Annotated in this window: 17 protein-coding genes; 1 reads left to right on the plus strand and 16 read right to left on the minus strand. The window is 40.9% G+C overall.

Translation table 11 applies throughout. The features are described from left to right. Positions 1 to 23: 23 nt before the first annotated feature. The 15 genes from liaX to AYR53_RS11465 form a co-directional block, all read right to left on the minus strand. Positions 24 to 1,502: a daptomycin-sensing surface protein LiaX gene (liaX, locus tag AYR53_RS11395; RefSeq protein ID WP_068225312.1), complete on the minus strand. Its 1,479-nt coding sequence runs from the start codon at positions 1,500 to 1,502 to the stop codon at positions 24 to 26. A gap of 186 nt (positions 1,503 to 1,688) precedes the next feature. Next, complete coding sequence (phoU, locus tag AYR53_RS11400) at positions 1,689 to 2,363, minus strand: phosphate signaling complex protein PhoU (RefSeq protein WP_068280269.1); 675 nt, start codon at positions 2,361 to 2,363, stop codon at positions 1,689 to 1,691. 100 nt (positions 2,364 to 2,463) lie between these two features. Next, positions 2,464 to 3,219, minus strand: a complete 756-nt coding sequence (gene pstB, locus AYR53_RS11405; protein WP_068225314.1) for a phosphate ABC transporter ATP-binding protein PstB — start codon at positions 3,217 to 3,219, stop codon at positions 2,464 to 2,466. Between the two features lie 43 nt (positions 3,220 to 3,262). Next, complete coding sequence (gene pstB, locus AYR53_RS11410) at positions 3,263 to 4,072, minus strand: phosphate ABC transporter ATP-binding protein PstB (RefSeq protein WP_068280265.1); 810 nt, start codon at positions 4,070 to 4,072, stop codon at positions 3,263 to 3,265. Between the two features lie 2 nt (positions 4,073 to 4,074). Further along, on the minus strand, positions 4,075 to 4,962 hold the full coding sequence (gene pstA / locus AYR53_RS11415; RefSeq protein WP_068225316.1) for a phosphate ABC transporter permease PstA: 888 nt from the start codon (positions 4,960 to 4,962) through the stop codon (positions 4,075 to 4,077). Then, positions 4,959 to 5,882 (minus strand): phosphate ABC transporter permease subunit PstC, encoded by a 924-nt coding sequence (pstC, locus tag AYR53_RS11420; RefSeq protein ID WP_068280263.1) that lies wholly within the window; start codon positions 5,880 to 5,882, stop codon positions 4,959 to 4,961. The genes pstA and pstC overlap by 4 nt, the downstream gene beginning before the upstream one ends. A gap of 1 nt (position 5,883) precedes the next feature. Further along, complete coding sequence (locus tag AYR53_RS11425) at positions 5,884 to 6,744, minus strand: phosphate ABC transporter substrate-binding protein PstS family protein (RefSeq protein WP_068225318.1); 861 nt, start codon at positions 6,742 to 6,744, stop codon at positions 5,884 to 5,886. A gap of 332 nt (positions 6,745 to 7,076) precedes the next feature. Further along, a complete protein-coding gene (pnpS, locus tag AYR53_RS11430; protein WP_068225319.1) occupies positions 7,077 to 8,744 on the minus strand; it encodes a two-component system histidine kinase PnpS in 1,668 nt (555 codons plus the stop codon). Next, entirely contained in the window at positions 8,731 to 9,429 is a 699-nt protein-coding gene (locus tag AYR53_RS11435; protein ID WP_068225320.1) for a response regulator transcription factor, read from the minus strand. The genes pnpS and AYR53_RS11435 overlap by 14 nt, the downstream gene beginning before the upstream one ends. 1 nt (position 9,430) lies before the next feature. Beyond that, positions 9,431 to 10,540: a PDZ domain-containing protein gene (locus AYR53_RS11440; protein WP_068225321.1), complete on the minus strand. Its 1,110-nt coding sequence runs from the start codon at positions 10,538 to 10,540 to the stop codon at positions 9,431 to 9,433. 261 nt (positions 10,541 to 10,801) lie between these two features. After that, a protein-coding gene (gene prfB / locus AYR53_RS11445) for a peptide chain release factor 2 (protein WP_178378318.1) occupies positions 10,802 to 11,918 on the minus strand; the annotation gives its coding sequence in 2 pieces (ribosomal slippage) (positions 10,802 to 11,845 and positions 11,847 to 11,918; 1,116 coding nt in all). 148 nt (positions 11,919 to 12,066) lie between these two features. Further along, positions 12,067 to 14,430 (minus strand): preprotein translocase subunit SecA, encoded by a 2,364-nt coding sequence (secA, locus tag AYR53_RS11450; protein ID WP_068225323.1) that lies wholly within the window; start codon positions 14,428 to 14,430, stop codon positions 12,067 to 12,069. 179 nt (positions 14,431 to 14,609) lie between these two features. After that, entirely contained in the window at positions 14,610 to 15,173 is a 564-nt protein-coding gene (gene hpf / locus AYR53_RS11455) for a ribosome hibernation-promoting factor, HPF/YfiA family (RefSeq protein WP_068280260.1), read from the minus strand. 177 nt (positions 15,174 to 15,350) lie between these two features. Continuing rightward, complete coding sequence (locus AYR53_RS11460; RefSeq protein WP_239691379.1) at positions 15,351 to 15,881, minus strand: ComF family protein; 531 nt, start codon at positions 15,879 to 15,881, stop codon at positions 15,351 to 15,353. 155 nt (positions 15,882 to 16,036) lie between these two features. Continuing rightward, positions 16,037 to 17,356 (minus strand): ATP-dependent helicase ComFA, encoded by a 1,320-nt coding sequence (locus AYR53_RS11465; RefSeq protein ID WP_068225326.1) that lies wholly within the window; start codon positions 17,354 to 17,356, stop codon positions 16,037 to 16,039. 47 nt (positions 17,357 to 17,403) lie between these two features. On the opposite strand from AYR53_RS11465, the gene AYR53_RS11470 reads away from it, so the two are divergent. After that, on the plus strand, positions 17,404 to 18,042 hold the full coding sequence (locus AYR53_RS11470) for a YigZ family protein (RefSeq protein ID WP_068225327.1): 639 nt from the start codon (positions 17,404 to 17,406) through the stop codon (positions 18,040 to 18,042). 105 nt (positions 18,043 to 18,147) lie between these two features. On the opposite strand, the gene AYR53_RS11475 is transcribed toward AYR53_RS11470, so the two are convergent. Beyond that, positions 18,148 to 19,221, minus strand: a complete 1,074-nt coding sequence (locus tag AYR53_RS11475; protein WP_068225328.1) for a glycosyltransferase family 4 protein — start codon at positions 19,219 to 19,221, stop codon at positions 18,148 to 18,150. Positions 19,222 to 19,618 lie beyond the last annotated feature (397 nt).

Here is a 19,618-nt window from a genome sequence, read left to right on the forward strand (position 1 = left end):
TTTACACTCCTTAATCATCTAAACTACGCTTTAGTGTTCTTTAACAAAATATTCCCTGAAGTTGTACTTAAAGTTAACTTTGCCGGTGGTGTACTAAGGTCACGTTCGAAATCGTAAACTGAATTACCGGTATTATGCCGTTCATTAGTTACCGTGACTTCGCTTAAGCGTGACTTGATTGCACCAAAACGTGACTTGGTTTGGCCCGTAACTGCCAGATCTTCTGGCAAGGCAATTTTGACGTTACCATTAACAGAGCTGGCAACCAACTTAGTTAACGTTGTTTCATTGACAGTGGCCTTAACTTCACCATTAACAGTGGTTAATTCTACTGACTCAGCGTTACTCATGAATTTAACCTCACCGTTAATTGTATTTAATAAGGCATCAATTAAACGACCACCATTTACCTTAATATTACCATTAACCCCCTCAACTTCAAGCATTGAGGCATTAACGCCGGTAAATGTCATCTGGCCATTGGTGCTCTTAATATATAAATCTTCACCCTCAAAATCGGTTAGATCAACATCACCATTTAATAATTTAATTGTGGTGTGATCGTAGGTCCGCTTAGGTAGGTAGAAGGTTAGATTGGCCTGAATTCGCTTATTTGGCACTTTAAAGGTGAAAACATCTGCATCGATAGCAATCTCGCTCCGCTGTAAGAAATTCTCTAACGGACTAACATCTGCCATCTTACCGTACAACTTACCACTAACACTAACCTTAATGTCAGTACCGTCCCAGGTCTTCAGCTTAACGTCCCCGTTAGCAACCTTAACATCTAAGATTGAGGCGGTTGTGTCGGCGTAATTAAATTCATGTTCAAATTTTGTTGTCGCAATACCAGGCACCTTAATGTTAACGTCTTTCCAGTCAACGTTATCCATAATCGTTTGCGCCGTGCCCTTAATGAACTGACCAAACTGACTGCCGGCCTCACCAACTTTTTCGCCCACTTGGTTTAAAGTGTCCGTTGCGTTGTCCCGCCATTCGTCACCTAAATTAAGCTTATCGGCCAGGTGATTTTTAATTTTATCACGTTGTTCGTGACGTTTTGCAGCAAGTTCGTGTTGTAAGTGGCGCTTTTCATCGCTTAAATTAGCCTGCTTGCTTTCTAATTGGCCAATCTTTTCTTTTGTTTCATCCCGATCCTGAACTTTTTCGGTGGATAGTGTTTCTAAATCTTCCATTGTGTTCAGAACCTGCAAGTGTTCTTGCTGGGTCTTTAAATCACGAGCATTCTGGGTTAGTTGTTCATTAATTTGTTGTGTCTTAGTTTGAAGTTCTTCAACCTCATTGGCTAATTCATCTTGTTCCTGCTCATCTTTTTTATCTGTTGTTTGTTCCTCAGTTGATTTCTCTGGTGTTACCTTCGTTGTCGCCTGTTGCTCTGCGGTACTTTTATCTTTGGCGCTATTTTCTAATAAGCTCAAAGCTTCGTCAGTTGAGATGATTCCTTTTTTTACTAGGTCTAAAATTCGTTCACGTTCATTCATGGCTAATAGCCTCCTTAAGCATGACTTCTTTTTGCTATGAGTCTATTATCGCTTGAACCGTTCCAAAAAACATAGGGCCTAAGTTGGATTTTATGCTAAGCAGTTGGTCTAAAACACCGGCAAACACTTGTGCTAATAAAAACGGTGAAACAATTTGGTTGACACCAATTTGTTTCACCGTTTACACTACATTCTTTCATTATCGTTGTTATTTAATTCAACAATCTTATTGGTCTTTAAATAAATGATCCATTCACTCAAGTTAGTCACGTAATCACCAATTCGTTCTAAATAACTGGCCACCATCATGTAGTCAGAACTGCCAACAACAGTTTCTGGTGATTGCTGCATTTGTTTAATGCAATCCGTGTAGATATCCTGAAAGGCCTGGTTTACTTTCTTATCCTGACCGGCAATCTTTTTTGCCTTTTTAGCATCCGTTTTAACGTAGACGTCCAAAATAGCGGCCACCATTTTCTCAACAAAACGCGCCATCTTTGCAATATCTGCTTCAATTTCTGGAACACGGGGATTACCTTTTACACGAATTGTCGACCGTGCAATACTAACGGCATGGTCACCCATTCGTTCCAAATCACTACTTGCCTTCATAATCGTCACAATCATTCGTAGATCAGAGGTTACCGGCTGCTGTAAAGCAATCATTTCAAAGCTTCGTTGTTCAAGATCAACTTCCCGTGCATTAATTTGATTATCATTGTTTATTACATTTTGTGCCAATTCACGATCATGGTCGACAAAGGCCTTAACAGCATTGTAGATTGCTTCATTAACCATCATTCCCATTTCGGAAAAACGCGTGTGTAGCTCTTGTAACTCGCTGCCAAAAATTTCGCGCATTATTGACTCCTCCTCAATTTTTAAGGTCCATTTTTATTTAAACGTGAAACTGTTCCTCTAGACGATATTAACGACCGACCATTTTGCTGCAATCCTATTTTTAACCAAAACGACCAGAAATATAATCTTCACTTTCTTGTTTACTTGGATTTGTGAAAAATTTTGTTGTGTTGGTATATTCAACTAAGCGGCCATCTAAAAAGAACGCCGTTCGGTCCGATATTCGGCCGGCCTGTTGCATATTATGCGTTACTAAAATAATTGAATAGTCCTTTTTCAAAGTCAGTAACATGGTTTCAATTTTTGAACTCGAAATTGGATCTAAGGCACTGGTCGGCTCATCAAGTAAAATAACGTCCGGCTTAACGGCCAAAACTCTGGCAATACAAACACGTTGCTGTTGGCCACCAGATAAAGCCAGAGCACTTTGATGTAAAACATCCTTTGTCTCTTCCCAGACCGAAGCCGCCTTTAAACTTGTTTCAACGGCCTCATCCAACTGTCTTTTATCACGAATACCGGCCAAACGTAACCCGTAAACAACATTATCGTAAACCGAGAAAGGAAATGGATTTGGCTGCTGAAAAACCATTCCAACTTCTTTTCTTAATTCTACTATATCCATTTCCGGCGCGTAAATATCCTGCCCGTTTAAGGTGATTTTTCCAGTTATCGTAACGTTAGGAATCAAATCATTCATTCGATTCAATGTTCTGAGCAGTGTTGATTTACCACAACCAGAGGGGCCAATTAATGCCGTAATCTCATTGGCAGTAAAAGCCATACTAATTCCCTTTAGTGCCTCTTTTTTTCCGTAGTATAAATGTGTGTCGTTGGTTTCAATAATAGTGGCCATTAACTACACCCCTCCATTTTAGACACCTTATGTGGTACTTAAATTAACCAAAATGTCCCGAAATATAATCATTAGTTGCCTTAAGCTCTGGCTGCGTAAAGATTTGATTTGTCGCACCATATTCCAAAGCGTAACCGTCATAAAAGAACGCGGTATAGTCGCTAATTCGGGCGGCCTGTTGCATATTATGGGTCACAACGATTAGCGTGTAATCCTTTTTTAATTGCGTTAGGGTATCTTCCACAACACTGGTGGAAATTGGATCAAGGGCACTAGCAGGCTCATCAAGTAATAAGATATCCGGTTTCAAAGCTAACGCTCGCGCAATACATAGGCGTTGCTGCTGCCCACCAGAAAGGGCCAAGGCACTTTTAGATAGACTATCCTTAACCTCTTTCCAAAGGCCTGCCTGCTGTAATGTTTTTTCTACTATTTCGTCTAATGCCGCTTTCTTCTTTGTTCCATGACGCCGCAAAGCAAAAGCAATGTTATCATAAATCGATTTTGCAAATGGATTCGGTCGTTGAAATACCATTCCAATGTGTTTGCGCATTTCATAAACGTCAACCTGCGGAGAATTCACATCCAAATCACGGTACATAATTGAACCAGTAACTTTCGCAGATTGAATCTCATCATTCATTCGGTTTAGCGCCCGTAAGTATGTTGATTTTCCTGAACCAGAAGGACCAATGATTGCCGAAATCTTATACCGTTCAAACTGTAAGGCAACACCCTTAATCTGCTCATGATCACCATAATAAACGTGTAAATCATTGGTCTGTAAGGCAATCTCGTGTTCTGGTTGCGAAAAAGTTTTAATCGCGGTTTTGGTTACATCGTATTTTTGCATGCTTAATCGCCTCCGGTCATTTTCTTAAATAACCATTTTCCAAACCAACGTGCACTGAGATTAAAAAGTAAGACTACAATCACCAATACCGCAGAGGCTCCAGCCGAAACCGCCGCAACATCAGGCATAATCCCTTCTGAATTAATTTTCCAAATGTGAACGGCCAGTGTTTCGGCAGGTCGCAATGGATTTAAGGGACTAGCAATGTAAAACGGATTCCAATTGCTAAAATCAAGTGCCGGTGCGCTTTGTCCTGCGGTGTAGATCAAGGCCGCCGCCTCACCAAAAACACGCCCAGCTCCAAGAATCATTCCCGTGGTAATACCTGGTAATGCTTCAGGGACGATAACCCGCGTCACCGTTTCAAAGCGGGATAGCCCTAGTGCTAAACCCGCTTCACGCTGACTACCCTGAACGCTAGCTAATGATTCTTCTACATTTCGCGTCAGTAGTGGTAAGTTAAAGAACGTCAGTGCCAGTGCCCCCGACAGGATTGAAAAACCAAACTTAAACTGAACAACAAAAATCAAGAAACCAAACAGACCAACAACGACTGATGGTAACGAACTAAGAATTTCAATTGCCGTTTGAACAAAAGTTGTGCGCCAATTTTTCTTAGCGTATTCTGACAAATAAATACCTGCACCCAAGGAAACCGGCATTGAAATTAACATTGCTAAAACAAGTAAGTATAACGAATTAAACAACTGAATACCAATACCACCGCCGGCCTCAAACGCGCGGGCTGGGGAAGTTAAAAAATGCCAAGAAACGTGGGGTAAGCCAGCGGCCAAAATATAAAGTAGTAGGGCGGCCAAAATTAAAATAATTGTTCCGGAAATTAGGTAAAGGACAACTGTTGCGATTTTATCTTGTCGTCTGACGTTCATTTCTTTAACGCCCCCTTCCGACCAATGAAGCGAATAAGCAGATTAAAGACCAGGGACATTAATAGTAATAATAAGGCCAGTGACCAGAGAACGTTATTTTGGAGTGAGCCCATAATTGTATTACCAATACCCATCGTTAGTACACTTGTCAAAGTTGAGGCCGGTGAAACCAAATTATGCGGCATCAAGGCCGCGTTACCAATAACCATTTGGACGGCCAAAGCCTCCCCAAATGCCCGGGCCATGCCGAAAACAATTGCCGTTAAGATACCCGGGGTTGCACTTCGTAAAACAACCTTATAAATGGTTTGCCAACGGGTTGCACCTAAGGCTAACGATGCTTCACGGTAATAACGTGGTACTGCTTGCAGTGCGTCAACGCTCATGGAAGTTACGGTAGGTAAGATCATGACAAACAAGACAAAGGTTCCCGCTAAAATACCAAAGCCAGTACCACCAAAGATTCCACGCACGAAAGGAACAACTACCGATAAACCAATAAAGCCGTAAACAACTGATGGAATCCCAACTAATAATTCAGTCACTGGTTTCAGAATTTGCATCCCACGCCGCGGTGAAATCTCGGTCATAAAGATGGCCCCACCAACTGCAAAGGGTGTTGCCACTAAGGCAGACAAAATCGTCACAAAAAAGGAACCCACAATCATTGGTAACGCACCAACCTCAGGTAATCCACGAGCATCTTTTACGCTTGGATTCCAGACATCCTTAGTTAAAAAATCAATTAGATTAACTTTATCGTGAAAAAAGGTTGCCAGTCCCCGGGAAGCCACAAAGTAAAAAATAGCTAAAACAATAAGCACAATTAAAGTAATACAGCAGAAGCTCACTAACTTGCCCAAACGTTCAACTTTACTTTGGCGCGATTTTTTTAATAAACTTTCGCGAATTGGATCCATCTTATGACCTCCTTGTAACGTGACCCGATACATCCCGTTCAACCTTCATTTGTGAAATTGAAATATAACCTAAACGTGGTAACACTTTTTCTTGAATTTTAGGACTCAAAACGTAAGCAATAAAATCTTTAGTTAGGCCCGTTGGTTTCCCTTTTGTATACATATGTTCGTAAGACCAAATTTTCCATTTATTCGTTAAAACATTTTCATCCGTTGGGGCAACGTGATTAATTTTAACCGCAGCAATTGACTTATCCACGTAAGAAAATGCAAGGTAACTGATTGCACCAGGGGTTGCGGCCACTATTTGCCGTACCATTCCCGTTGAATCTTGTTCTTGCGCCTGCTTGGCCTGACTTCCTTGCAAAACCCATTTTTCAAAGGTAACTCGTGTGCCACTACCAGCAGCACGATTAACTAAAACAATTGGTAGGTCAGCACCGCCAAGTTGCTGCCAATTAGTAACCTGCCCCGTAAAAATTGCTTTTAACTGGGCAAAGCTTAAATTGGTGACACCAACTTTTTTGTTAACAACAGGGGTGATTCCTACAACTGCAACACGATGATCAACTAATTTTTTTGCATCAACACCATTTTGTTCCTCAGCATGGACATCAGAATTACCAATATCAACTGCTCCAGCCTGAATTTGGCTGAGCCCAGTCCCAGAGCCACCACCTTGAACATTAATAAACTTACCTAAATGATCGTTACTGTACTGTTCACCAGCCGCCTCAACCAACGGCTGCAAGGCGGAAGAACCAACGGCAGTGATTGATTCACCACTTGATTGCTTCTGACAGGCCGTCAAACCAACGAGACTGATTAAAAGCGCCGCGGCAGTCAAGATCTTTTTCTTCACAATTACCCCCCCTATCCATTTTATAGTTTAGCCAATGGACGTAAAAATAAAACACTTCTAATGTAAAGGTTGTGTAAATTGGTATTTATCTTCCAGCTTAATTGGACCTTATCTGGACAGGTAAAAGCAAGAAAAATGCCTGTGACTAAATAAACTTTGGTTTCGATTTTATTCAAAAAAATAAACGCCTTCCAAAAAAACAAAACTGCGGGTTATCCGTAATGTTGAAGTTATAACATTACGGATAACCCGCAGTTTCCACTTTTAGAAGACGTTTACACTAAACTAATAAGCCTAAAATAAAATACCTTTGTGAAAAATCCAAAACTTAATCATTCTGAACCGGCTTCTTCATTTGGTAGTACAACTGTAAAGCAACTACCGACACCAAGCTGGCTTTGTAGCTTAATTGTGCCACTTAGGCCGGTGACCAACGCCGCAACAATTGCTAAGCCTAGGCCAGTGCCACCGGTATCCCGACTACGTGTTTTATCAACCCGGTAGAAACGTTCAAAAACACGTGCCTGATCAGCGCTAGCAATGCCGACCCCGGTATCGCAAACTTTAAGCTGCCAACCAGCAGAAATTAAACGACTTGTCAACGTAATTTGTCCTCCAATACGATTGTAATTAATCGCGTTAACCAGCAAATTTTTAACGATCTGTTCAAATTGATTGGCGTCCGTTTTTAAAGTCGGTGCGGCCATTAAATCTAATTTAAGTTGAATCTTTTTCGCAGCTATTTGTGGTTGTAGCGCCGGTAACAACTGCTCGATTAAATTTGGAACGTCAAATGTAGTCAACTTAGGTTGTCGTTGCTCACCACGTGCCAACGCAATAATATCTTGAATTAAACTAGTTAGACGTTGGCTTTCCGTCGCAATAATTTGTAGGAACGCCTGCCGATCTTTCGGGTCATTTTGTGCGCCCGCTAATAAAGTTTCAGTGAAGCCAGTAATCGCAGTTACTGGCGTTTTTAATTCATGGGACACATTACTAACAAAATCTAGTTGCATCTGCTGAATTTGTTTAATTTCTGTAACGTCATATAACAAAACTGCCAGTCGATCTGCGGTCAGCCAAACAACGTGAACGTCTACGATTTGTTCCTTAGTTAAGGTTAAAGTAACTTCCTGGTGCTGGGTTTCTCGGTCCCGCAAAGCACGCTTTATTAAACGACTCAAGTGGTAATCCTGAATGTCATTAACGTACGGGTGCGGCCGGGAAATGATCTTGGTCTCCAGCAATTGTGCACTGGCCGGATTACTGTTCACGACTAGCCCAGTACGGTCAAGAAGCAAAACACCAACTGCCAATTGAATTAATAATTGATTGAAATCGGTTTGCCTTTTCAATTCCTGTCGTTTTGCCTGGCCAACAACATCATTAACCTGAACAATTTGTTGTTCCAGGTCAAAATAACGATCCGTTGGCTTGAGCAATGCCGGTGCCATTTTTTCTGAATGTCTGATTTGTTGTAATTGTTGTTTTAAGCGTTTAAGTGACCGTTCTACGGCCAAATGATGACCCAATAACACTAAAATAATTAGGCCAATCATACCCAACGTGACCCCAATTATATAAGCAGCATGTGGCCAAAACGGTTCCCACAAATTCTGTTTTGGTTGTAATAATAAAATTGTTTGATCGCGCTTAGTCATCAAATAGGCCAGCCGATCTTGTTGACGTGTCTGAACAACGGCCTGCTTTTTACCAGTCGTTTGGTAACGTAAAACGGCCGGAAGTGCCTCTCTGGCAGTGACGCCGGCCGCAGAAGTTACCAACTGATTTTTTCGGTTGAAAACCAGCACCTGACAATTAGTTTGTTTAGCCTGAGCCATCATTTGGGTCAACGTTTGCCCCTGAAATAATTGGGCCTTATCACTAAGGTCCCTTTTTTGACTAGCTAAATAACTTTGGTTTAAAAAAAGAATGATCATTGTTACACCAACAATAATCACCCCTAATATCAATTCGCCTAAGTGCCTAATTTGTTTCATCCTGCGGCTCCTCCAATTTATAACCAAACCCACGAACCGTGACTAAATACTTAGGTGTTTTAGGATCAATTTCAATTTTATCTCGTAAATGGCTGATTTGAATATCAACCATTCGCGTTTGACCAGCATAGTCATACCCCCAAACACCATTAAGTAAGTGTTCGCGGCTAAGTACCCGGTGTTGCCGCTTCGCAAAATAGATGAGCAGTTGGTATTCACGCGGCGTCAAATTTAATGATACCCCGCCTCGACTAACTGTATAATTATCTGGGTCAATAACTAATTCACCAATTTTAATCACTTGTTGTGCTTCCGCCTGTTGATTTAAACGCCGATTGATTGCCTTCATACGTGCTAAAACTTCTCGGGGACTAAACGGTTTGGTTAAATAATCATCGGCCCCTAACTCCAAACCAATAATCTTATCTAATTCGTCATCTTTAGCCGTCAAAATAATAATTGGCGTTTGAATTTTTTCTTGGCGTAACCGCTTAGTAACTTCCATGCCGTCCAATTCTGGCAACATCAAATCTAACAAAATAAAGTCATATTGTTGTTCTGACGCTAACTTTAGAGCAGTAACACCATCTGTAGCGGTTGTAACCGCGTAATCAGCCTTTTTTAGATTATAGGCTAGTAACGTAACAATCGCAGGTTCATCATCAACAACTAATACTCGTTGCATCCTAAACACCTTTTTTCGGAAATGTAATGACCCCAACTTCATGTGGTGAATCAGCAAAGATTGCCGTTTCAGTAATTTTAATATCACCAGTAATCGTCTTAATCCGCAAGTGACAATACGTTGGATTAGTCATTAGAGCACGGTAGAAAGAATCCTCATCATTAATTGCAATATGGTTACAGTCCAAGATTGTATCGCCTTTAATCAAGTCCATTTTGGCCGCTGGTGTGCCTGGCTGGATACCTAAAACACTAATCCCCACAAATGGTTCGGTATAATGAATTGAACCAGAACGTGCCGAAAAGTATCGCCAAATATGACCGCCAATTTCTAGACAAATTGCCAAAATTAAAAATAAATTAGTCAAATTAGTCAAGAATTGGCCCAAAATTCCAAGAATCAATAGTAGGCCACCTTCGATTAAATACCACTGCGTCGTTTGTTTAACAGCCAGCATAATTTGCTGGTGCTTAACCGTTAGTAAAAAGCCCAAAAAGAGCGGTAAAATAAACAAACTGTAAGGCCCACCCCCAAATTGGAAGGTTGGCCAAGCACTAGTGGTTACCCCTTTTACTGGGACTAGCATAACTAGTGGTACAAACGCTAATTGCCGTAATCGGAAAAAGCCAGTCCGCCGTCCACGGGAACTTTTACGAATTCGTGGTGAAACTGTCTGCGCACCTAAACGGTGGATTAACAACGCGGTAAATAAAGCAGCTGCCCCCGAAAGTACGAGTACGTTGGGCACTAACTGAGAAGATACATCTGGGGCCACCAGCATAACGATTAAGCTGGTGACTAATAACCCTAGAAGTGGTACAAACCGCCAAATACTTAACAATAAAACCAGACCGGCAATTAATTCATAAAGCTGTACCCAAATTAATGGTAATCTAAACCCAATCAGTAAGCTAACTATTGATAAGCCAATTCCAAATGGAACACCCCAAGTGAAAAAATGACGGAACTCATGATAATGGTTATCGACCGCTATTCTAAATAAGCTTCGTTCCTTTGTTATCCGTAAGTAACTCACTAAAAAGCCACTGAGTAAACCAAGCCATAACAAAGGTTGCCAAAGTAAGCTCATAATAACCGAAACAATCTGCATATTTCACCGACACCCCACTTTTTAAGTTAATGTCAGTATAACATTGCCAGCGTTTGAAAAGAAAGCTGGCATTTTTAGACAATACCCATTCTTGTGCCAAAATTAGTTTCAGGCCACCTACTATCAGATTGGGTTTGGACTGAACGATTGACCATAAAAATAGAACTCAGCCCAACAACAAAAATTGCCGTTGTAACACTGAGTTCTATTTCTAAATACCAGGTGCTAATGGACAACATTCCATCAATGTTTGCCGAGCTACTAACTGGGATTTTCTCCCTGCAATTGTAACTGCAAATAAGCATTTATAAATGGATCCAAGTCGCCATCTAAAACTGCCTGACCGTTACCAGTTTCATAATTAGTGCGATGATCCTTAATCATTGTATAGGGTTGAAAAACGTAAGAACGGATTTGTGAGCCCCAACCAATATCAGCTTGTTCACCCTGAATTTCAGCCTTTTGTTTTTCCTTGGCTTCTAATTCACGCTGATACAGCTTAGCCCGTAGCATGTTCATAGCAGTCTGTCGATTTAATAACTGTGATCGTTCTGCTTGGCTTGCAACAACTATTCCGGTTGGCAAGTGGGTTAAACGAACCGCGGAGGACGTCTTATTAACGTGCTGGCCGCCAGCGCCACTGGCTCGATAAACATCAACGCGTAAATCATCACTGTTAATTTCAATATTAACTGTTTCATCTAATTCAGGCATTACATCAACGGATGCGAATGACGTATGCCGGCGGCCGGCCGAATCAAATGGTGAGATGCGAACCAATCGGTGTACACCACGCTCTGAACGCAAGTAACCATAGGCATTATGCCCCTTGATGAGTAACGTCACACTTTTAATTCCAGCGTCATCACCTGCTTGATAATCAACGGTCTCAACTGAAAACAAGTGTTTTTCGGCCCAGCGTGTATACATCCGCAGTAGCATCTCGCCCCAATCTTGTGATTCCGTTCCCCCGGCGCCTGGATGAATTTCTAAAATTGCATTATGACTATCGTAGGGACCATTCAAAAGTAGGCTTAATTCATACTGCTGCATTTTGGCCTGTAACTTACCTAAATTAGTTTCAAATTCCGCGGCTATTTGGGCGTCATCTTCTTCACTTAACAATTCAGCCAAAACACTTAAATCTTCGTAACCGGCCTCTAAATCGTGAAAAGAATCAAATTTAGATTTCAATTGGTTAGTTTCATCAATCACTTTTTGAGCGGCCTGTTGATTATCCCAGAAACCGGGCTCCGCCATCTGTGCCTCATTTTCGCCGATACTTTCGTTTAGCGCGTCGAGGTCAAAGCGACCCCCTAAAATTAGCCAATTTAGCTTTAATTCCCGCTAATATTTTCTTACCTTCACTTAATTCCATTTTGTGCCTCCAGCGAAAGAGGCTGGGACAAAAGTCCCTAGCCTCTTATTGTTTCCAAACGTTACTCTAGAGCGTGCGCCAAAAGTCTGGGTTCACGTGCCTAACTACAGCTAATCCAAAACCGACTTTTAACCCACTCCCCTTAAAGCTAACGTTTAATATTCTGGCGAATTTCTGCTTTCATAAATAAGCGCGTCACATCATAATCAATATCCGCAATCATCTCTTCAAACATTCGATAGCCCTCAGATTGATATTCTACTAATGGATTCATCTGCCCATAGCCTCGTAGCCCAATAGCTTGCCGCAATTGATCCATGGCGTCAATATGGTCCGTCCAATGCGAATCAACAACCCGCAAAATAACAACTTTTTGAAATTCTAACATTTGTGCAGGATCATATAATTGTTTTTCTTTTTCAGCATAACTTTTATTGGCACGATCCAACAAGTAATCACTAATTTCATCACTTGTTTTACCAGTTAAATCTTCCATACTAATCGTATCTTCAGCCACCATTGCGTTCACGGCAAAATCGTAAATTGCTTGTAAATCCCACTTGTCAGTTTCACCTTGGGTATGCGATTCAACAATCCGCTTGATGGTTCGTTCAAACATTGGCACCAAGACGTACTTTAATGAATCATCTTCATTAATAACTTGCATCCGCTGTCCATAGATTACTTCACGCTGTTCACGCATAACGTCATCATACTGTAACGTATTTTTACGGGTATCGTAGTTATTACCTTCGACCCGTTTTTGTGCGGATTCGACTTGTCGTGTAATCATCCGACTTTGAATAACCGCATCATCATCACTAACCTTCATCCGTTCTAATAACGTCTTAATTCGATCAGAACCAAAGCGGCGCATTAACGTATCTTCTAGTGATAAATAAAATTGCGTTTCACCAGGATCACCTTGCCGACCAGAACGACCACGCAACTGATTATCAATCCGTCGCGATTCATGCCGTTCTGTCCCAATAACACACAAACCACCTAATTCTTTAACACCAGGTCCCAACTTGATATCTGTTCCTCGACCAGCCATATTAGTGGCAATTGTAACCGAGCCACGTTGGCCGGCATTCATAATAATCTCGGCTTCTTTTAAATGATTCTTGGCATTTAAAACGGCGTGGGAGATGTGCTCTTGATCTAACATTCGTGATAAACGTTCTGACGTTTCAACGGCAACCGTCCCAATTAACATTGGCTGACCTTTTTCGTGCCGCTGCTTAATGTCCTCAACAACCGCATTAAACTTGCTTGACAGCGTCGGGTAAAGTAAATCAGGTTGATCAATCCGAGCAATTGGTCGGTTAGTTGGAATTGTGATAACTTCCATACTGTAAATTTCACGAAATTCTTCTTGTTCTGTTTTAGCCGTCCCGGTCATCCCAGATAGTTTGCTATACATCCGGAAAAAGTTTTGGTAGGTAATGTTGGCCATTGTCTTAGACTCATCTTGAATTTCAACGCCTTCTTTGGCCTCAATTGCTTGATGCAAGCCGTCAGAATAACGCCGACCTTCCATTACACGACCAGTAAACGAATCAACGATCATAACTTTACCATCTTGAACAACATAATCAATATCGTTCAACATAATATAATTTGCGCGTAAGGCAGAATCTAAATAATGATTAAGTGCCATATTATCTGCATCATACAAATTATCTAGGCCAAAATTTTTCTCAGCCTTTTGAATACCTTGTTCGGTTAAACTGACCGTTTTCGTCTGTAAATCAATCTTATAGTCATCGTCTTCTTTAAGCGTTTTAGCAAAACGATCAGAACGAATATACAAGCCAGCGGATTTTTCGGCCTGTCCAGAAATAATTAATGGTGTTCTGGATTCATCAATTAAAATTGAATCAACTTCATCGACAATCGCAAAGTTAAGCGGTCGTTGAACCATTTGCTCTTTATAAACCACCATGTTATCTCGTAAATAATCAAAACCAAGTTCACTATTAGTCGAATAAGTAATGTCGGCTCCATAAGCGGCCCGTTTTTCTTCTGAGCTTAATGAATTTAAATTTAAACCAACTGATAAACCGAGCCAATTATATAATTCGCCCATTTCCTTAGCGTCACGGCCAGATAAATACTCATTAACCGTTACAACGTGGACTCCCTTACCCGCTAATGCGTTTAAATAAACTGGCATCGTTGCCGTTAAAGTTTTACCTTCACCAGTTTTCATTTCAGCTATATTACCTTCGTGTAACGTAATCCCACCAATAATTTGAACCCGGAACGGGTACAAACCTAAGACACGCTTCGCGGCTTCGCGGGCCGTTGCAAATGCTTCGGGTAAAATATCATCTATGGTTTTACCATTTTTTAATTGTTCTTTTAATTTTGGAGTTTCGGCCTTTAAATCATCATCTGATAAGGCGGCCATTTGATCCGCTAAGGCCTCAACTTTATCGGCGATTTTGCCCATTCGTTTGACTTCACGCTTATCGCTTTCGACCCAGTTCTTTAAAATATTTGCCATTGTAAAGTCCCTTCTTGTCATGTATGACAAATGTTAACTTTATAAATCAAAAAAGATACTCTTACTAGTTTAGCATGAAAATTGATGCTTGAAAATAGCTTTACTTGCGAAAGATTAATAATCAACCAGCACAAAAACGGAGCAGGATTTCTCCTACTCCGTTTTTGAATGCCAACAACTTATTGTTCATCAGTTTCAATCAGACCATAACGGCCATCACGCCGCTTATAAACAATACTTGTACCATTTGTTTCAGCATCTTCAAAAATAAAGAAATTGTGTCCTAACATGTTCATCTGCAAAACTGCTTCTTCACTATCCATTGGTTTTAACGAAACACGCTTCGTTCTTACAATATCAAGTTTGTCATCCGCATTATCGGAGGAATCCTCAGCCGCTTCATCAGAATTTGCTAGGTTGAAATCCTTAAGCCCTTTTTCACGGGACTTACGATTAACCTTTGTCTTATATTTTCGGATTTGACGTTCAAGCTTATCTGTGACAAGATCAACGCTCGCATACAAATTTGGTGAAGTTTCTTCTGCACGCAAGGTCAGATAAGGTAACGGAATTGTGACCTCGACCTTAGCGGTTTTATCGGGATAGACTTTCAAGTTAACGTGGGCCTGCGAATCAGCTGAACTTGGAAAATACTTATTCAACTTGTCCAAACGTTTTTCAACGTAGTCTCGAATAGCACCAGTTACCTCGATATTTTCTCCACGAACATTATAGTTAAGCATAGAATTTCTCCCCTTTCACTTGCAAGTTTGCGCTGGGCAAACAGGATCAAAGCCGAAAAGCCTTGATGCCTTGCTTATATACTGATTATAATGGAAAGCGCTGCAATTAACAATGTTTAACCTAAACAAAACTACGGCATGTTTGGAAAAAGGAGTAGGACAAAAGTCGGTTTTAGGTTAACGGGCCAAGGTCACGGTTGTTATTTTTAGACTAGGAACTGCCCTTAAAAGACAATCTCGAGCGTGAAATAAGGTTCGCCCCGTTGTGTAAACATCATCCAACAAAATAATTTGTTTTCCCGCAAGTGGCCGACACTTATCCATATTAGCCTGGAAGGGTTGCGCCGTTGCCAGCCGTTCACTGCGATTTTTATGTGCCTGTTTAACCGGTAATTCACGTTTGTTCAGGCATTCATAAAGGGGAACAACCTTGCCGAAAATACCGCAAACAGGGTTAAAACCCCTTCTTTGATAGCTTTTAGTATCAGTCGGTATCGGCACGTAATCATCGGCTGGCATTTTTTTGAGAAATTGACCCAAAACACTGGTAAAACAATTACTCAATTGATAATCACCACTTGTTTTATACTGCTTAAAAAATTCCTGCATTGCGTCATTATAAGTAAATAGGGCTCGGTTATGAAGTAACTGTGGGTACTTTTTTTGCCAAGTCAAACAATCTTGACACAAACCTTGCCGCGTCTGCAACCGACCACAACCAGAACAGGCCAAATCAGGCTCAATTTGTAAAAATTTACGATGACAGTTTAAACAAATAGGTGAAGTTGTTAGAACCCTAAAATAGATTATATCGGCTAAGGTCAGTGATTGAATAAAAGATTGTTGGCACAATAGACAGCGCATCAAAAACCTGCTTTCTGATTGATCTGCTTGATTTGTTTAGTTGCTTGCTTCATCGCACAACTGTAACCAGCACAAATAAAATCAACGCGGCCAGTTGGATAATCACGGTGGCGGCCAACACGCCCTGCCATCTGAACTAACGCACTAGTCGTAAACACGCTATCGTCACTACCCAAAACGATCACCTCAATATTTTTAAAGGTGACGCCTCTTTCTAGAATAGTCGTTGTGAGTAACGCCGTTAGTTTTTCCTGCCGCATGGCCTGTACCTTCTCGGCCCGCTTTGGATCGGCCGCGTAAACAGTAGTGAATTTCAAGTTGGCAAAATTATTGCTCAGCAGCTGTGCCAACGGCTTTAAAAGTGCAATCTTTGGGACAAATAACAAAAAAGACTGCTGCCGTTGAACCTTGTCTTTTAATAGACGGTTTAATACTGAAGGCAATCGGCCCTTCCTTAACTGTTTATACCAATTGAGGGCTAAGTGACGGTGCGGCAACGCTAACGGATGACCGTGATAACGCCGTGGTAAATAGCTGAGGCCTAACACCCCTTTTCGTACTTGTTGCAATAATGCCGGTCCTGGTGTTGCCGTTAAATACAAACAGGCACTTATTGTTTTGCGCGCCTGCTGAACGGCGAAATGTAATTGTTGATCTTGCGCAAAAGGAAAGGCATCAACCTCATCAATAACCAAGACATCAAAGGCCTGGTAAAAGCGCAGTAATTGATGCGTAGTGCACAATACAAATTGGGTGTAATGATACGGTTCAGGTTGATCACCATACAGTAACATAATTTCTGTTTGTGCAAATGCCTGTTGTAAACGGGGTAACAACTCCAAACAAACATCAATTCGGGGCGAAGCAATTGCTACCCGTTTACCTTGACTAAGCGCGGCAAATAATCCTGGAAACAACATCTCCGTCTTGCCAGCGCCAGTGACAGCCCACAATAAATGCTGTCGGTGCTGCTTGAAAATTTGTTTGATCATTTCTGCCGCCTCGGTTTGGGCTGGCGTTAGCGTTCCTCGCCAAGTTAATTCCGTTGGCCCTGTAAAATGATTTTTTTCCGGAAGGCTAACTAGGTACTCATTAGAACAAACGCGGCCCAGTAATAAACAAGTTGGACAATAATAAGTGCCACTAGGTAACTGGACACTTTTTTTACTGTATCGTGCTTGACAGCGCCGGCAAGTGACGACAGTATTAGTAAGTGACATCGCCGGTTGAACGATTAATCCCGGAAAAAGATCCTGCCAGGTCTTGCTAGTTGTTTGGTCAACAATTTCTAAACGACCGAATAACGCTTCACAATTCATTAACAGTCCTCCCTCTAATATTAAATTACGTTTAAGGAGTCATAAAAATGTTAAAAAATTACGTTGCCATTGCTCATAATGGCACCCACGAAATTGAAATTAAGAAGTCGCGCTTTATTTGTTATTTAGCCAGAATAAAGGATTCTACTGAAGCAGACGCAATTCTCACACAAATAAAGAAAGAACATTACAAGGCCAATCATCACTGTAGTGCCTATGTATTAGGTGATCATGATGATATTCAACATAGCCGTGACGATGGGGAACCATCTGGAACTGCCGGTGCACCGATGCTCAATGTTTTACAACGCCAACATTTGACAAACACACTTGCCGTAACCACCCGTTATTTTGGAGGGATTAAACTAGGCGCTGGTGGTTTAATTCGCGCGTACAGTCATTCGGTGTCTGAAGCAACTGCAGCAATTGGGTTAGTCCAGGGAACCTTGCAGCAAGAACTACAGGTACAAATTGCTTACAAGCAACAAGGTGCCCTAGAACACTACCTTGAAGCTAATCACATAACCGTCGCTGATACCGCCTACACCGTTAACGTTAGCCTAATCATCCTAATTGCTAGTGAACAAGTGGAGACCACTAAAATGGCCATCACTAACCTACTCAGCGGTCAGGTTGCGTTTAAATTAGGCCACACACGTTACCATGAAGTCCCCTTCAAACAATAAAAAACGAACTCTCTTTCCAACAAAAATAAAGTGAACCCCCAAGATTGGTCTTTTGTCCAATCTTGGAGGCTCACTTTAAAACTCTGCGGAAATACAGTTCGTTTTTTATTTATTATGGATTATATAACGGATTAAATTTAGTAATGGTTGTCGCTTGGGACCAATCAACCCAATTTCTTCGACAAAAATCTCTAAACTGATCAGCACGGCTACAGTTAGCGCAATTGATCCCCAAAAACTAGATAATGGTAGCAATAATGCAATTAATGAAAAAATTAGTGCAATTCCATAAATCGCAATAACCGTTTGCCGGTGCGTTAGGCCCATCTGCATCAAGCGGTGGTGTAAATGATGTTTATCGGCCTCCATAATCGGTCGATGATTTAATAACCGCCGAACAATTGCGTAAAAAGTATCCGTGATGGGAACGCCTAAAACAAGCACTGGCATAACAACAGAAATTACGGTTGCGTTTTTTAAACCCTGCAATGATAGAACTGAAATCATAAAACCAATGAATAAGGACCCGGTATCACCCAAAAAAATGCTTGCCGGATGGAAATTATATGGTAAGAAACCGATCAAACTGGCCACTAAAGCAAAGATCATAATTGGAACATCAATATTATCAACGTTTAAAAAGAAATAGGCAATTAGGCCCATTGTCAGTAGCGCAATTAACGAAACTCCGGTTGCCAGGCCATCAAGCCCATCAATTAAATTAATTGCGTTAGTAATTGCTAAAATCCATAAAATGGTTAGCGGTAATCCCCAAATACCTAGATTTATTTTCCCAATCCACGGTAAACTAATTGTTAGAATCCGAATTTGGGCGACGTAATAAATAACCAAAGCAGCTAATAGCATTCCCGTCAGTTTTTGCCACGGCGAAAGCTCGATCATGTCATCTAACAAACCCGTGATAATAATAATTGCTTCACCTAAAAAGATACTGTAAAGGATAGGTGTTGGAAATTGCTCACGCAGCAAAACAAACGTTGAAAATGTAAAGGCTATAAAAATCGCTAATCCACCAATCGTTGGAATTGGAATTTTATTAACCCGGCGAGCATTAGGGTCATCTACGGCACCCACTTTTATCGCAATCCGCCGAACAATTGGCGTCAAGACTGCGGCGATAAATACAGTTAAAAATAGTTTGACGAAAATGTTGAACATAAAGTACGCTCGCTTTCTAATTACACTACCTACTGAGCTTCATTATACAAATTGCTATTTTTTTGCACAAGCTTAAACTAGTTAATATTCGTTTAAATAAAGTGAAGTTGGTAGTCCGACTGGATATGGCAAATTTCAAATTATTTTTCTAAATGCAAAAATCTTAACGCGAGTCACTAAATATGCCACCTCAGCATGCCAATTATTAATTAATTTTACCAATTTTTTAAAAAGCCAATCGCCGACTGGTAATAACTAATAATTTTAGAAAAATATTTATAGCTGCTATTCACTGAACTGGATCGGAACCTAAATAAAAATATCCTAGTTTAAATTTTAACCGCACTATTCAAAAAATAGGGGCCATGACAAAAATACTTTCGTCACTACCCCTACT

Source organism: Loigolactobacillus backii (assembly GCF_001663675.1).
GTDB lineage: Bacteria > Bacillota > Bacilli > Lactobacillales > Lactobacillaceae > Loigolactobacillus > Loigolactobacillus backii.